This window comes from Streptomyces sp. ISL-98 (genome assembly GCF_018614055.1).
GTDB lineage: Bacteria > Actinomycetota > Actinomycetes > Streptomycetales > Streptomycetaceae > Streptomyces > Streptomyces spiramyceticus.
On sequence record NZ_JAGGPB010000074.1, the window covers coordinates 1 to 14,067 of the forward strand.

Sequence of the window (14,067 nt, forward strand, 5' to 3'; positions counted from 1 at the left end):
CAATTATCAGACAGGCCTTAGGGCCGGGGCGCTTGCGCTCCGCGCGTTCCTGGCGGAGGCAACGCCGCAGCGCCTCCGGGTCGAGGCCTTCATTGCACGCCTGGTGCAGGAGCTGTGCGAACTGGTAATCGGGGTCGAGCCGAAGGGCGAGGCTGAGGGCGACCCTCGCGCCCGGTTCGTCACCGGTCGACCAGGCGACCCATCCGGCAAGGGTGAGCGGGGCGGCGGCATGAGTGTCGTACGGTCCGGCGCACCGGCGGGCGAGCGCCCGCCACAGCCGCAGCGCGGTCTCCGCGTCGGGGCCCTCCATCCACTCCGCCGCCCGGTCCCTGGTCTCGCGGTCCTGCAGCCCGAGAATGACCGCGGCAGCCTCGTCATGGTCGATGAGGCCGTCGTCCGCGGCATCCGCCTCGGACCAGCGCGTCGTGGCAGGCCGGCTGTCCCCGAGCCGCTTCATGAGCCGCCGCGCCAGGTCGAGCGTCTCGGCTCCGACCTGCTCCCGCTGGGCTCCGCTCAGGATTCTGGGCACCAGGGCGAGACCCGCCGCGTCCAGTGCCCGCACCTGTTCCTGAGCGGCAGGAGACTCCGGCCGGGGCGCCAGCCGGGCCTCCATCTCCCGCAGCGATCCACGGACTTGGATACCGGCGTAGGCGGCGGCCGCGGCCATGACCGAGGTGCCGGGCAGGCCCAGGACGTTGCCCTCGGGCGGACAGCAGCGCGCGTCGGGGCAGCAGTACGACCAGTACCTGCCGTCGGAGATGCACAGCGCTTCGAACACGGGGACGTCGAGCGCGCCGCACGCGGTGCGCAGCCGCTGCGCGAAGGGGCGCAGCCGGTCCATCACCTGCCTGCTCGTCTCGCCCTCGGCCGGGTCCTGGCAGAGGAAGACGACGATGCCTTCAGGACGGTCTCCACGACGCTCGCTCCCCGTCACCAGACACTCGGCAAGCTGGTCGGAGACGGGCGCCCATTCCTTCGGCGAGCCCGGGATACCGAGCCTGAGCCGCCCGCCGAACCGGCCCCGGCGGCCGTGCAGCGCGACCATGACCACGCTGTCTGTCGGGTGGAAGCCCATGAGGTACGGAAGCGCGTCGGCCAGTTCGGCGGGGCCGCGGAGGGTGATCTGGTCGTCGGCGGAGGGGCCTGTGGGTTCGTGGTGCTTGTTCATGGCTCGACGGTCCCGCAGACACCGCCCGCGCCGCCAACCCTGTGGATAACTTTATCCACAGGCCTGAGGCCGCATTCGCACAATGTCCGATGCATCAGGTTGCATGGGGGGCATGACCAACGCAGAGCTCAGGTCCTCGGCCGATTCCGTACTCGCCCGCCTCGTCGGAGACACCACCGGCACCGCCAGGCTGCGCGAGGACCAGTGGCGGGCCATTGAGGCGCTCGTCGCCGACAAGCGCCGGGCCCTGGTCGTGCAGCGCACCGGCTGGGGCAAGTCCGCCGTGTACTTCGTCGCCACTTCCCTGCTGCGTGAGCGCGGCAGCGGCCCCACCGTGATTGTTTCCCCGCTGCTCGCGCTCATGCGCAACCAGGTCGAGGCGGCGGCGCGGGCCGGCATCCGCGCCCGGACCATCAACTCGTCCAACACGGAGGAGTGGGACACGGTCCAGGGCGAGGTCGCGGCGGGCGAGGTGGATGTGCTGCTGGTCAGCCCCGAGCGGCTCAACAACCCCGATTTCCGCGACCAGGTGCTGCCGAAGCTGTCCGCCGCCACCGGCCTGCTGGTGGTGGACGAGGCCCACTGCATCTCCGACTGGGGTCACGACTTCCGGCCCGACTACCGGCGTCTGCGCACCATGCTGGCGGAGCTCCCGCCGGGCGTTCCGGTGCTGGCCACCACGGCAACGGCGAACGCCCGCGTGACCGCCGACGTCGCCGAGCAGCTGGGAACGGGTGCGGACACCGACGCCCTCGTGCTGCGCGGCCCGCTCGACCGGGAGAGCCTGAGCCTGGGCGTGCTCCAACTCCCGGACGCGGCGCACCGGCTGGCCTGGCTGGCCGATCACCTCGGCGAGCTCCCCGGCTCCGGGATCATCTACACCCTCACGGTCGCAGCCGCCGAGGAGGTCACGGCGTACTTGCGGCAGTGCGGCCACACCGTCGCCTCGTACACCGGCAGAACGGAGAACGCAGAGCGGATGCAGGCGGAGGAGGATCTGCTCGCCAACCGGGTCAAGGCTCTGGTGGCCACCTCCGCGCTGGGCATGGGCTTCGACAAGCCGGATCTCGGTTTCGTGGTGCACCTGGGGTCGCCCTCGTCCCCTATCGCCTACTACCAGCAGGTGGGCCGCGCCGGCCGAGGTGTGGAGCATGCCGAAGTGCTGCTTCTGCCGGGCCGCGAGGACGAGGCGATCTGGCAGTACTTCGCCTCGGTCGCCTTCCCGCCCGAGGAGCAGGTACGCCGCACGCTCGACACGCTGGCCCGGTCCGAGCGCCCGCTCTCACTGCCCGCCCTGGAACCGATTGTCGACCTGAGGCGTACGCGCCTGGAGGCGATGCTGAAGGTTCTCGACGTGGACGGAGCGGTGCACAGGGTGAAGGGCGGCTGGACCGCCACGGGGCAGCCGTGGGTATACGACGCCGAGCGCTACGCCTGGGTTGCGCGCCAACGTGCGGCCGAGCAGCAGGCCATGCGGGACTACGCGTCGGCAACGGGGTGCCGGATGGAGTTCCTTCGGCGGCAGTTGGACGACGAGGAGGCAGCGCCGTGCGGCCGCTGTGACAACTGTGCGGGTGCCAGGTTCAGCGACGGGGTGTCCACCGGCGCCCTGGATGCGGCGCGCGGTGAACTCGGCCGGCCCGGTGTGGAGGTCGAGCCGCGCAAGATGTGGCCGACGGGGCTCGTGGCGGTCGGAGTGGACCTCAAGGGCCGCATCTCGCAAGGGGAACAGGCTTCCCCGGGACGGGCCTTGGGCCGGCTTTCGGACATCGGCTGGGGCAACCGGCTCCGCCCGCTGCTCGCGGCGCAGTCTCAGGACGGCCCCGTGCCCGACGATGTGGCGAACGCTGTGGTGAGCGTGCTGGCCGACTGGGCGAAGGGGCCCGGTGGTTGGGCGTCAGGCGAAGCGAACGCCCCTGCCCGTCCGGTCGGAGTGGTCACGATCGCCTCGCACAGCAGACCGGCGCTCATCCAGTCGCTCGGCAGCAGGATCGCGGAGGTCGGCAGGATGCCGCTGCTCGGTTCCGTCGCGTACACCCCCGAGGCGGCGGGCCGGATGCCGAACACCAACAGCGCCCAGCGGGTGAGGGCACTTCACCAGGCGCTGACAGTGCCGCCGGAGCTGGCGGCCGCGCTGGCCGGAGCCGGTGGCCCGGTGCTCCTGGTCGACGACCGCTCGGACACCGGCTGGACGCTCGCGGTGGCGGCCAGGCTGCTGCGCCGAGCCGGAGCACAGGGGGTGTTTCCGCTGGTCCTCGCCGTTCAGACGTGACGGGATGCGTCGTCCCCGGACAGGTTGGGCAGGGATATCCACGTCATACCCGCAGATTCCCGTCAGCTGGGCCAATTGCTCGTTGCCGCATCCTCACGAGGCAGCGAGAATTGAACTGCTCCCCGCACGGCCCCGCCGCGGACCGGATGGGCTGTGCCGCGGTGCGCCCCCAACCGACCCTGCCCGCACTGTGGGCGCGTATGCGAAGGGAGGACCGTGACCTTCGGATTCGCTCCGTCCGCAGCCTCGTTGAGCCCCGCGTCCGCCGACACTGTCAACCGCCTGGGCCGGATGCTCGAACCGTCCGAGTGGGCAGCGGCGGGAATCCCGCTGCTGCGCAATCCGCGTGACGTGGTCAGCGGGCTGCACGCAAGGCACCGGCCGACACCATCGACGGCTGTCGTCGCCGTCCTCGACTCCGAGGAACGGCTCACCGCCAGCGCCTCGTTCACCCGGCGCCCCGTCCCCGCCGACGGCTGGGAGTTCCGCAACGCCCTGCTCGCGCACCTGCGCCGGGTCATCCCGCACGACCTGCGCCGCCGCACGCCCGTACGGACCGCGGTGCTGCTCTACTGCCGTGAAGGCGACGAGCGTTGGACCGAGGAGGACGGGGCATGGATGTGGGGCCTACGGGACGCCTGCACCCTGCACGGGCTGCGCTGCGGGGCGTACATCACGCTGACGAACGGCGGCTGGCAGGTGCTCGGCGAGGGCCGTGGCGGCCGTCGCCCGAGCACCGGATCACGCCCCAGCGACCTCGCTGAAGCCGTGGCCGAGGCCGACCCCTCCCCCTTGCGAACAGGTGGAGGGGCGGCGGACGCACTGCGCCGGGCGGCAGCCCGCTGAGGCGGCCCGCCGACCGGCAGCACCGCGCGCAGGTACACGCACCGCGCTCAGGCAGTGGCGTACGGGTCAGACGCCCGCGCCGAGCACGGCGTTGACCCGGTTCGGGTCTCCGCACACGATCAGCAGCGCGCCTGCGCGTTCCCTGGCGACGGGCAGCGCACGGCTCAGGACGTCGTCGGCCCCGCCGTTGACCGCGACGACCACCACAGGCCGGGCGGCAGCTCGCTCCGCGACAGCGGCGTCCGCGTAGAAGACGTCGTCGCGGGCCTCGTGGTGGGCCCAGTACGCGGCTTCTCCGAAGGACAGCTCGTGGGCGGCCCAGGGGTGCTGTTCGCCGGTGGTGAGCACCAGGACGTCGCCCGGCGCGCGACCGGAGTCGAGCAGCAGGTCGACGGCCTCGCCGGCGGCGTCGAGTGCGCCGTCCGTCGAAGCGGGGATCAGCTGGACCTGCGGCGCGGAACGATTCTCCTGCCGCGCTGCCGGGGCATTGCCGCCGGAAGGCTGCGTCCGCTGCACCGGCGGCGCGGGCCTGGCAGGGCCCCTGGCAGGGCCGGGGACAGGGCGTCCGGGACGCGGTGTGGCCGCGGTACGCGGACCAGGTACGGGACGGGGGGTCGACGCGGGGCGGCCGGTGGCCGGAGTGACGCGGGGACCCTGGGCGCTCTCGTGAATCTGAGGCTCCTCGGGGGAGAGAGGCATGAGTGGGTTTCTATCAAATGCCGCCGCGACGCGCAGCAGCGGGTTGGCACATAAGTGCGATCAGATCAGAAATCGAAGCCGAGTTGGCCCCCGTCTTCCAGAGCGGCGGCCTCCGCCGACAGCCGGATCTTCTTGAGGTGCCGCCACTTGGGCAGCGCATCGAGATACGACCAGGACAGCCGGTGGTACGGGGTGGGACCCCGCTCGGCCAGCGCCGCCTTGTGCACGGGCGAGGGGTAGCCCGCGTTGTCCGCGAAGGCGAAGTCGGCGAACTCCGGGAACTGGGCCTCCAGTCCGGCCATCATCGCGTCCCGCCTCACCTTGGCGATCACCGAGGCGGCCGCGACCGCGATACAGGACTGGTCCCCCTTGATCACCGTACGTACCTTCCAGGGCAGCCCGAGGTAGTCGTGCTTCCCGTCGAGGATCACCGCGTCCGGCTGCACGGGCAGCGCGCCCAGGGCACGTACGGCGGCGAGCCGCAGCGCGGCGGTCATCCCCAGCTTGTCGATCTCCTCGGGCGAGGAGTGCCCCAGGGCGTACGACGTGACCCACCCCTCCAGCACCACGGCCAGCTCGGTGCGGCGCTTGGGGGTGATCAGCTTGGAGTCGGTGAGGCCGTCGGGTGCCCGGCGCAGACCGGTGACGGCTGCGCACACGGTGACGGGTCCGGCCCACGCTCCGCGCCCGACCTCGTCGACACCGGCAATGATCTTGGCGCCGGTGGTGGCGCGTATGGAGCGCTCGACGGCGTGGGTGGGTGGTTCGTACGGCATGGCGCCTGCCAGGTTACGCCGCCGGGCCCCGCCGGCGACACCCCGGGCGTCAGTCGGCGCCCGGAGTCGGCACCGGGCGCAGCAGAGGCACCATGATCCGGTCGACCACCTCAGCGATCTCCTCGTCCGGCCATTCACTTCCGCACACCTTCGAGCGGTACATCATCAGGCCCGGAATCACATCGAACACCAGGTCACTCGTGGCATCGGGGCGTACGTCACCGCGCTCGATCCCGCGGTTCACCACCTCACGGAAGAGCCGGTTCGACGGCTCGATCACCTGGCGGACAATCACCGCGTGGAACCGCTCGGCCACCCTCTTGTCGCATTCGTGAAGCACAGAACGCAGTGCGAATCCGGGCCTGGAATACATCGCTCCGCGCATACGGCAGCAGAGCTCGTAGAGGTCTTCCCGGACGCTGCCCTTGTCCGGCGCATCGGCGAGATCCGGCAGCCCGGCTTTCAGGGCGTCCGCGACGAGGTCTTCCTTGGACGGCCAGCGGCGGTAGACCGCCGCCTTCCCTGTCTGCGCGCCGGCGGCGACACCTTCCATGGTGAGGCCGTTCCAGCCGACCGTACTCAACTGCTCCAGCGCGGAATCGAGGATCGCTCGTTCCAGCACGAGCCCGCGGCGGCGCAGTGAGACCGGCTGCGCCTCAGCGGCGGCAGTCCAGCGCGAAGTAGCCATCTTTTTCTCTCCGTTGGGGACGAGGGCTTCAGTGAACGCTTGCGTTCACTGAGGGGGAATCCCTACCGTTGACATGACAGTGAACGCATCCGTTCACTAACTCACTTGTGGGGGATCCATAGTGACTACCTCTCAGTTAGCTGCACCACACAACTCGGGCGCAGCCCGACGGCAGGGGCGTCCAGGCATCGCCCTTACCGTCATCGCGGCTCTTCAACTCATGGTGGTCCTCGACACCACCATTGTGAATATCGCACTCCCGCACATCCAGACCGCTCTCTCCTTCAGCACGACCGACCTCTCCTGGGTGATCAACGCCTACACCCTCACCTTCGGCGGTCTGTTGCTGCTCGGCGGACGGGCGGGCGACATCCTCGGCCGCAGGCGGGTCTTCGTCTTCGGCGTTCTGCTCTTCACGTTCGCCTCACTGCTGTGCGGCATCGCGCAGGAGCCGTGGCAGATACTTGCGGCGCGTGCGCTCCAAGGTGTGGGCGGCGCCATCGCCTCGCCCACCGCGCTCGCGCTCATCACCACGACGTTCCGCGAAGGCCCCGAGCGCAACCGGGCGTTCGGCATCTTCGCGGCGGTCTCCGCCAGCGGCGCGGCGATCGGACTGCTGGCGGGCGGGATGCTCACCGAGTGGCTCGACTGGCGCTGGGTGTTCTACGTCAACCTGCCGATCGGCATCCTGATAGCCGTCCTCTCCCCCGTGTTCATCAATGAGTCCGAGCGCCACCCCGGCCGTTTCGACCTCACCGGCGCGCTCACCTCGACCGTGGGCATGGCTTCTCTGGTGTACGGGTTCATCCGCGCCGCCGACGACGGCTGGCGGGACGGTCTCACCCTCGGCGCGTTCGGCCTGGCTCTCGTCCTGCTGGTCGCCTTCGTGCTCAACGAACGTCGGGCGCCGGACCCGATCACCCCTCTGCGGATGTTCGCCGACCGCAACAGGTCAGGGACGTACGCGATCATGATGAGCCTCGCCGCGGCGATGTTCGGCATGTTCTTCTTCATCGTCCTCTTCGTGCAGAACGTGCTCGGCTACAGTCCGATCTCTTCCGGGCTCGCGTTCCTGCCGGTCACCCTGATGATCGTGACGGCGGCCGGTCTGTCGTCCCGGCTGCTCCCGGTCCTTGGCCCGAAGCCGTTCCTTGTCTCAGGGGCGGTGTTCACCGGAGCGGGCATGGCCTGGCTGACCGCGATCGATCCGGACAGTTCGTACGTGGGAGGCGTGCTGGGCCCCATGCTGCTCTTCGGCTTCGGCATGGGCCTGGTGTTCGTAACGGCGACACTGACAGCGGTGTCCGGTGTGGCTCAGCACGAATCGGGAGCGGCCTCCAGTCTTCTCAACGCCACACAAATGGTCGGTGGTTCCCTGGGGCTGTCGATTCTCATGACAGTCTTCGGAACGGCCAGCCGCGACGAGGCCGCGCGGCAGATTCCGTCGTTCCTCACGGAGGCGACGCCCGCCCAGCAGGCGGCCTTCGCCAAGTCCCACGAGCTGCCGGCCCCTTGGGGCCACCAGGTGCTCGCCGAGGGCATTTCGACGGCGTTCTGGGCTGGTGTGGGCCTGGTCGGACTCGCCTTGCTCGTCGCGCTGTTCGTCATCCGGGTACGCAAGAGCGACCTGGAGGCGCTCAGCGGGACGGCGGGCGCCGGGGGGCCGGGGGCGGTCTGAGCGGTTCGCCACGGCGAACCGGGCCGGGGAAGGGCGGGGAGGAGGCGCCGCTGCGCCCCCACCCTCCCTGCCCGGTTGGCCCCCTACCGTCAGTACTCGTCGTAGAGCCCGCGCCCGTCGCCGTACATTCCGAGCTTCTGGCACCCGCTGTCGTCCAGCTCCAGGGGGCGCTTTTCGAGGATCTGGCGAGCCCGGGCCGAGCCCAGGCTCGTCGCGTACCAGGGCTCACTCTCGTCGTCGAGCCGTGCCGCGATGCCTATGAGGGCGCAGGAACGCTGGGGCTCGGGCAGCGTGTCCAGTGCCGGCACGGCGTCGGCCGACAGGTCCTGGAAGTAGCCCACGTCGAGCTTCTCGGTCGCCCGGTAGCGCGCCACATTCTGTTCCGCGACGAGCCCGTCCGGCGAGATCAGCCCGAAGGCCAGCACAGCGGCGCCCGCGCTCGCCGCGACCACGCGCGGCAGCCAGCGGGAGCCCAGTACCCCCGCCGCCATGATCAGTACGATCACAAGGCCCAGCCACAGCTCCACAGCCGCCACCGAGATACGCAGCCGTGTCAGGCCGTACGCATCGACGTACAGGTCCATGCGGCGCAGCGCGGACGCGACGACGACCAGCGTGAGTACGCACAGGGTGCCGAGAACCGACCGGACCAGGGTCCGGTCGCGGCCTCCGTCGCGCGGTGCCCAGCGCAGTGCGAGTGCGATCACAAGGAGGGTCAGGAGCGTGGCCCAGAGGAGCTGCCAGAAGCCCTGCCGGGCGTACTCGGAATAGGTAAGTCCGGTCTCGCTCAGCACCTTGTCGTAGCCGCCGAAAAGCACGGCGAGCTGGACGGCGATAAAGGCGGCGAAGAGGAGGTTGAGGACGATCAGCGGAAGTGCCCATTCCACACGGCCCCGGGCGCGTGCGGGACGTATGTCGAGGCGGTCCCAGCGCATCGGCGCGGCGGCGCTGCGGGCCGCGGCAAGGGCACCGAAGAGACCGAGGGCGAACAGGAAAATCCGCCAGGGGCCGTCGGCGACGGAGACGTCGGGAGTGAGGCCACCGAGCAGATCGGCGAAGGCGGCGTCGGCTCCAGCGAAGAGCGCGCCGAAAACGACCAGCAGCACGACGGCGACGGAGACCGTACGCACGACGGGCGCCCAGCGGCCGCGCGACACTTCCGCGCGCTCGCGCAGACCCCGCCAGGCCCAGGCCCCGCCGGTACCGAGCGAGCCGAAGATGCCCAGGGAACCGGCGAAAACGCCCGCCCAGGTCCGGTTGCCGTGAAGCGCGAGGGAGCCGAGCGCGAGCGCGGAGACGACGGCGAGGAAAGTCGGCCAGCCCGCGTCACGCAACGCGGGTACGACCAACAGAGCCAGACCGCCGACGGCCCACACGAGCGTCCACGGCCGCAGGCGACGGCCTGCCGCCTGGGCTGCGAAGTACGCGGCGAGCGCGGCCGGCACGGCCACGACCAGCAGGTTCAGGCCCAGACCCTCACCGAGCAGCAGCGCGCTCAGCAGGGCGGTGGCCAGTACCGCCCAGAGCGTGGCGGGGCGGATGGCGGCCGGCGGGCCGGGCCGTACGTCGGTCAGCCACTTGGGCGGCGCAGGCGGCGGTGGCGGCCACGGCTGGCTGCGCTGCGGCTGCGTCGCCCGCTGGTGCTGCTCCCGGTACGACGGCATGGCTGGCGGCTCGGCAGACGGCAGGGCCGACGGCTGCGGGACGGCGTCCTGCGGCTCGGGGCCCGGTCCTTGGCCGGACTCTGACTCCGTGGGCGGTGTATCGGGCACGGGACCCCCTCCCGACCGGGCACGTGCGCGGCAGGAAGCGGCGTCCGGGGCCCGGTGTCTCGTAGGCGCGCGCCCGTCCATGATCAAGGGGGCGGCGTGGCCGTCAGAGTAGCCCTGGCGTGGCGGCACGGCCCTGCCAGGGCCCGGATGTGGCAGGACCGTGACAGTCGTACCGGGTCAGAGCGTGCGTGAAGGGATCCAGTCCGGCAGCTCTTCGGTCTGCTCCAGCCAGGAGACCGGCGGCGCCCCGGCCTTCCCCGCGCCCACCACTCCGCCGACGATGGCACAGGTCGTGTCGACGTCTCCGCCCACCTGCGCAGTGGTCCAGAACGCCTGCTCGAAGTCGCCGAGCGCCCGAGCGGCCGACCAGAGAGCGAACGGCACGGTGTCGTGCGCGCTCGTGCGCCGTCCGCAGCCCAGAACCGCGGCCACGGTCCCGGCGTCGCCGTAGTCGAGCATGTCGCGGGCACGTCGGAGCCCGGCGCCCACGGCGCTGCGCGGTACGAGCGCGATCACGCCGTCGAGCAGGTCGGGCGCCGGCGGCGGACCCGCCGGATCCGCGGCTAGCGCGGCCGCGGCCGCCACGGCCATGGCGCCGACCACGGCCTCACGGTGCTGATGCGTGACATACGCCGAGATCTCGGCCTGGTGGGTGGCCTGCTCGGGGTCGTCGGCGTACCAGGCGCCCAGCGGCGCGATGCGCATCGCCGCGCCGTTGCCCCAGGAGCCCTGGCCGTTGAAGAGCGCGGCGGCGAGCTCGCGCCAGCCACCGCCCTCCCTGATCAGCCGGAGCATCCGGTTGACGGCAGGGCCGTAGCCGCGGTCGAAGTCGTGGTGCTCGGCGAAGGAGCGGGCGAGGGCGTCCTGGTCGACCCGGCCGTGCTCGACGAGCACCGCCAGGACCGAGCAGGCCATCTCGGTGTCGTCGGTCCACTGCCAGGGGCCGGGAGGCAGTGCGCGCCGCTTGAGCAGCGGATAGTTCGCAGGTACGAAGAATTGGGAGCCCAGGGCGTCTCCCAGGGACAGCCCACGCAGGCTGGCCAGGGCGCGTTCGAAGCGCCGGACGGTGAAGGAGTCAGCGGTCATCGCTCTGCCACTCTATCCGGTGCGGCCGTACGGTTCGGGGGTCCGCCAGCGTTCGAACGGCCGGTCCAGGCTGTAGCGCCCGTTCTCGCCGAGGAGCAGCATCCGTATCTCGGCGTTTCCCGGGTTGGACAGTGACTCGAATTCGGCCACCGACCAGTGAAACCAGCGCATACAGAACAGGCGCATGGTCAGCCCGTGCGTGACGAGCAGTACGTTCGGCGGGTGGTCGGGCGCCTCGAAGCTCCGGTAGAGGCTCTCCAGGAACGCCCCGACCCTGTCGTACACATCGGCCCCGGACTCGCCCTGCGCGAAGCGGTAGAAGAAGTGCCCGTACGCGTCCCGGTACGCCCTCTGCAGCCGTACGTCTTCCCTGTCCTGCCAGTTCCCCCAGTCCTGCTCCCGCAGCCGCGGCTCTTCCCTGACCCGTACCCGGTCCTGGGCGAGCCCCAGTGCAGCGAAGGTCTGGTGCGTACGGCGGTACGGCGAGACGTAGGCACTGACCCGTTCCTCGCCGAAGAGGGCGCGGAGCCGCACCCCCGCTTCCCGGGCCTGGCGGAGCCCGGTCTCGGTGAGCCTCAGCGCGTGGTCGGGCTCCCGTTCGTACACCGTGTCATCGGCATTCCCCTCCGACTCCCCGTGCCGGAGAAGGACGATGCGCCGCGGTCGTGCCATGCCGAAACCCTAGAACGTGAGATCGGATGCGGCTCAGCCGGGCGGCTGTCCCGACTCTCTGTCCAGCGTATGCGGCCGGGGAAAGGACGGCGCAGCAGAGGGCAGTGCGAGACCGCTGTGCCGACGGCGGCACAGTGCGATCACACCGTCCTGTACGGACCCGGGTGATCACACCGTCCAGGACGGATCCAGCTCAACGACCGCGCCCCCGAGTTCCGCGACATCGACCGCTGTCTGCGCGCGGAGCGAGAGCCGCTCCACCCGCTCGGCGCGGTACTTGCCGTGCTCGGCAGCGGACTGCCACATCGACAGCACCAGGAACTCATTGCCCTGCGCCTCACCGAACAACCCGCGCACCATTCCCGGCGACCCGGCCATCGCCGGATTCCAGACCTTCTCCTGCATCAGCGAGAAATGCTCGACCCGGCCCTCATTCACTTTGCAGTGCGCGACCCGCACCACATCCGCGTCCGTGAACCGCGGTTCGAAGCCCGTCTTGATGTCGAACCGGTAGTCGAAGAGACCGACTTTGATGTTCTTGTACGTGCCGGACTGCGCCGCAGCGAGCCGGTCGTGCGAGCGCGCCATGAACGAGTCGTAGAAGGCCCGGCTCTCCCAGAAGGCGAAGACGTGCGCCACACCGGGCCGCTCCCGACTCCAGCCGCCGCCCTGTCCCCGGAACCCCGGTTCCCCCAACAGCCCCGCCCACTTTCGCTGCCCCCGCTCAAAACCTCGACGGTCGATCACTGTGCAGCGAATCCACTTGACCAGCACCGCGCCATCGTACGGCCATCAACGCGGCGCCGGTCACTCTCCGCCGCACATCACCGAAACGACAAGCTCACTGCGATCCGCCTGTAAGGGCGCCCAGTTGCTCCAGAGCCTCCGCGCCCATTTCGATGCCGAAGACGTCCTCCAGCACACGTCCGAGCTCCCCGGAGGGCACCTGCCGCCGACTGCTCGAACCGTCCGTGCGCAGGGTCGTCAGCTGATCGCGTACGAGCGCGTGCCGCTCCCCCGGTCCGGGCAGCTGCGCGACGACCTGTCCGACGAACTTCGACTGAGGATGGGACGAGCTGTAGTGGTTCATGACCGCGAAGTCGGCCGGATAGAGCGTCTGCGGCGCGAATGCGTACAGGTCGATCCACCCCTCGGCCCGCAACGTCCGCAGTACGTGAATGCCCTCCTCCTCGACACGGATGCCAAAGGTCCAGCCGCCCTGCTCGACCGTCGCACCGTCGTGGATCGGCACCGGCTCCACCGGCCCCAGGTACCCGAACCCGGTGTCCACCAGCCACCGTTCGCCATCGACGCTCACCACGAGCATCCCGTGCGTCACTGGGGTGAGGTCGCTCCCCCGCGTACGGTTCCTGGCTCCACGCCCGGCGATCTGGAATCCCAGCCGCTCCAGAACGGCGGCGAACAGCGAGTTCTGCTCGTAGCAGTAGCCGCCGCGCGGCAGCCCCACCAGTTTCGCCTGGACGCTCTTGGGGTCCAGCAACACCGGCCTGCCGAGCGCCACTTCAAGATTCTCGAACGGGATCGACGCCACATGGGCCCGCTGCAGCGCCCGCAGCGTCCCGATCGTCGGCGACAGGTCCCCCTTGTCCCCCTCGTAGCCGATGCGCGCCAAGTACGCGTCGAGGTCTATCTCTTCACCGCTCCACGTCATAATCTCCCACCCCGTTCATCATTCGGACCCGTGCCCCGAGCCCCTGCCCGGCACAATGATCACCCTGACAGACATGATCTCGCATCGAGTTGTCCGTGTCCGGGGCTAGCCTGGCTGCGGGGCACATTCGCAGAACTCGGGCCGGTGGCAGCCGGGTACCGGGTTCCGAGGGAGGGAAGACCGGTGGGCAGTCTCAACAAAGGGGTCAGCAAGGTCGACGTGACGCTCAAGTGGGACCCGAGTCCCATGGGCGCGCCGCCCCACGATCTCGACATAATCGCCGCGACGTACACAGCGGACGATCCGTACGGCGCCCCGGCGTACCTCGTGCATTTCGACAGCCGGTCGCCGGACGGCACCATCACGCTCAAGCGGGAGAGCCGCACCGGCCAGGGCTTCGGCTTCGACGAGGCAATGACCCTGGAGCTGGACCGGCTGGCGCCCGCCTACGCCCGTGTGGTGGTGGGCATAGTCATTCAGCAGGGTGAGGGCAGGAAGACCTTCGGCGAGATCGCCAGCACTGCGATCCGGATCTGCGAGGGCTACACGGTGCTGGCGGAGGACGACTTCGCCGCCATCTCCGATTCCACCGCGGCCACCGTCGCCGAATTCACCCGGGACGCAGCCGGCGGATGGGAATTCCGTGCCGCCGTAAGGGGGTTCGACGCCGACCCGAACTCTTTCGCCGGTTTCATGGGAAACAGCCTCTCCTGACACGAGTACGGAAAGCACGGAGAG

Annotated in this window: 13 protein-coding genes; 4 read left to right on the top strand and 9 right to left on the bottom strand. The window is 70.2% G+C overall.

All coding sequences use genetic code 11. The features are described 5' to 3' along the window. Nucleotides 1-1,168: DUF4192 domain-containing protein (locus tag J7I98_RS36035; protein ID WP_214929279.1), on the bottom strand; the 1,168-nt coding region annotated here is incomplete at its 3' end. A gap of 112 nt (nt 1,169-1,280) precedes the next feature. Between J7I98_RS36035 and J7I98_RS36040 the strand changes: the two genes are divergently transcribed. Together J7I98_RS36040 and J7I98_RS36045 are read left to right on the top strand one after the other, a co-directional pair. Continuing rightward, nucleotides 1,281-3,440 (top strand): RecQ family ATP-dependent DNA helicase, encoded by a 2,160-nt coding sequence (locus tag J7I98_RS36040; RefSeq protein WP_214929280.1) that lies wholly within the window; start codon nt 1,281-1,283, stop codon nt 3,438-3,440. Between the two features lie 216 nt (nt 3,441-3,656). Further along, entirely contained in the window at nt 3,657-4,286 is a 630-nt protein-coding gene (locus tag J7I98_RS36045; protein WP_214929281.1) for a hypothetical protein, read from the top strand. A gap of 66 nt (nt 4,287-4,352) precedes the next feature. On the opposite strand, the gene J7I98_RS36050 is transcribed toward J7I98_RS36045, so the two are convergent. The 3 genes from J7I98_RS36050 to J7I98_RS36060 all read right to left on the bottom strand — a co-directional run bounded on the left by J7I98_RS36050 (nt 4,353) and on the right by J7I98_RS36060 (nt 6,449). Then, nucleotides 4,353-4,985 (bottom strand): hypothetical protein, encoded by a 633-nt coding sequence (locus J7I98_RS36050; RefSeq protein WP_214929282.1) that lies wholly within the window; start codon nt 4,983-4,985, stop codon nt 4,353-4,355. Nucleotides 4,986-5,050: 65 nt separating this feature from the next. Next, nucleotides 5,051-5,761, bottom strand: coding sequence for a ribonuclease HII (locus tag J7I98_RS36055; RefSeq protein ID WP_214929283.1), 711 nt, complete (start codon nt 5,759-5,761; stop codon nt 5,051-5,053). 49 nt (nt 5,762-5,810) lie between these two features. After that, nucleotides 5,811-6,449 (bottom strand): TetR/AcrR family transcriptional regulator, encoded by a 639-nt coding sequence (locus J7I98_RS36060; protein WP_214929284.1) that lies wholly within the window; start codon nt 6,447-6,449, stop codon nt 5,811-5,813. Nucleotides 6,450-6,570: 121 nt separating this feature from the next. Here J7I98_RS36060 and J7I98_RS36065 point away from each other — a divergent pair, with 121 nt between their 5' ends. Next, nucleotides 6,571-8,127: an MFS transporter gene (locus J7I98_RS36065; RefSeq protein ID WP_214929285.1), complete on the top strand. Its 1,557-nt coding sequence runs from the start codon at nt 6,571-6,573 to the stop codon at nt 8,125-8,127. Nucleotides 8,128-8,216: 89 nt separating this feature from the next. On the opposite strand, the gene J7I98_RS36070 is transcribed toward J7I98_RS36065, so the two are convergent. The 5 genes from J7I98_RS36070 to J7I98_RS36090 form a co-directional block, all read right to left on the bottom strand. After that, a complete protein-coding gene (locus J7I98_RS36070; RefSeq protein ID WP_214929342.1) occupies nt 8,217-9,980 on the bottom strand; it encodes a DUF4173 domain-containing protein in 1,764 nt (587 codons plus the stop codon). 96 nt (nt 9,981-10,076) lie between these two features. Next, nucleotides 10,077-10,985 carry an ADP-ribosylglycohydrolase family protein gene (locus J7I98_RS36075; protein WP_214929286.1) on the bottom strand — a complete coding sequence of 303 codons (909 nt, stop codon included), beginning with the start codon at nt 10,983-10,985 and terminating at the stop codon, nt 10,077-10,079. Between the two features lie 12 nt (nt 10,986-10,997). Next, nucleotides 10,998-11,657 carry a histidine phosphatase family protein gene (locus J7I98_RS36080; protein ID WP_214929287.1) on the bottom strand — a complete coding sequence of 220 codons (660 nt, stop codon included), beginning with the start codon at nt 11,655-11,657 and terminating at the stop codon, nt 10,998-11,000. 168 nt (nt 11,658-11,825) lie between these two features. After that, nucleotides 11,826-12,431, bottom strand: a complete 606-nt coding sequence (locus J7I98_RS36085; RefSeq protein WP_214929288.1) for a YdbC family protein — start codon at nt 12,429-12,431, stop codon at nt 11,826-11,828. A 67-nt stretch (nt 12,432-12,498) separates the two neighbouring features. Then, nucleotides 12,499-13,329, bottom strand: coding sequence for an arylamine N-acetyltransferase (locus J7I98_RS36090; RefSeq protein WP_214929289.1), 831 nt, complete (start codon nt 13,327-13,329; stop codon nt 12,499-12,501). 183 nt (nt 13,330-13,512) lie between these two features. Between J7I98_RS36090 and J7I98_RS36095 the strand changes: the two genes are divergently transcribed. Continuing rightward, entirely contained in the window at nt 13,513-14,043 is a 531-nt protein-coding gene (locus J7I98_RS36095) for a TerD family protein (RefSeq protein ID WP_214929290.1), read from the top strand. Nucleotides 14,044-14,067 lie beyond the last annotated feature (24 nt).

What these genes read in the sequence shown, in the direction of transcription:
- J7I98_RS36060 (WP_214929284.1), bottom strand. Translation starts at nt 6,449, where the DNA reads ATGGCTACTTCGCGCTGGACTGCCGCCGCTGAGGCGCAGCCGGTCTCA.
- J7I98_RS36075 (WP_214929286.1), bottom strand. Translation starts at nt 10,985, where the DNA reads ATGACCGCTGACTCCTTCACCGTCCGGCGCTTCGAACGCGCCCTGGCC.
- J7I98_RS36090 (WP_214929289.1), bottom strand. Translation starts at nt 13,329, where the DNA reads ATGACGTGGAGCGGTGAAGAGATAGACCTCGACGCGTACTTGGCGCGC.
- J7I98_RS36070 (WP_214929342.1), bottom strand. Translation starts at nt 9,980, where the DNA reads ATGGACGGGCGCGCGCCTACGAGACACCGGGCCCCGGACGCCGCTTCC.
- J7I98_RS36050 (WP_214929282.1), bottom strand. Translation starts at nt 4,985, where the DNA reads ATGCCTCTCTCCCCCGAGGAGCCTCAGATTCACGAGAGCGCCCAGGGT.
- J7I98_RS36080 (WP_214929287.1), bottom strand. Translation starts at nt 11,657, where the DNA reads ATGGCACGACCGCGGCGCATCGTCCTTCTCCGGCACGGGGAGTCGGAG.
- J7I98_RS36055 (WP_214929283.1), bottom strand. Translation starts at nt 5,761, where the DNA reads ATGCCGTACGAACCACCCACCCACGCCGTCGAGCGCTCCATACGCGCC.
- J7I98_RS36040 (WP_214929280.1), top strand. Translation starts at nt 1,281, where the DNA reads ATGACCAACGCAGAGCTCAGGTCCTCGGCCGATTCCGTACTCGCCCGC.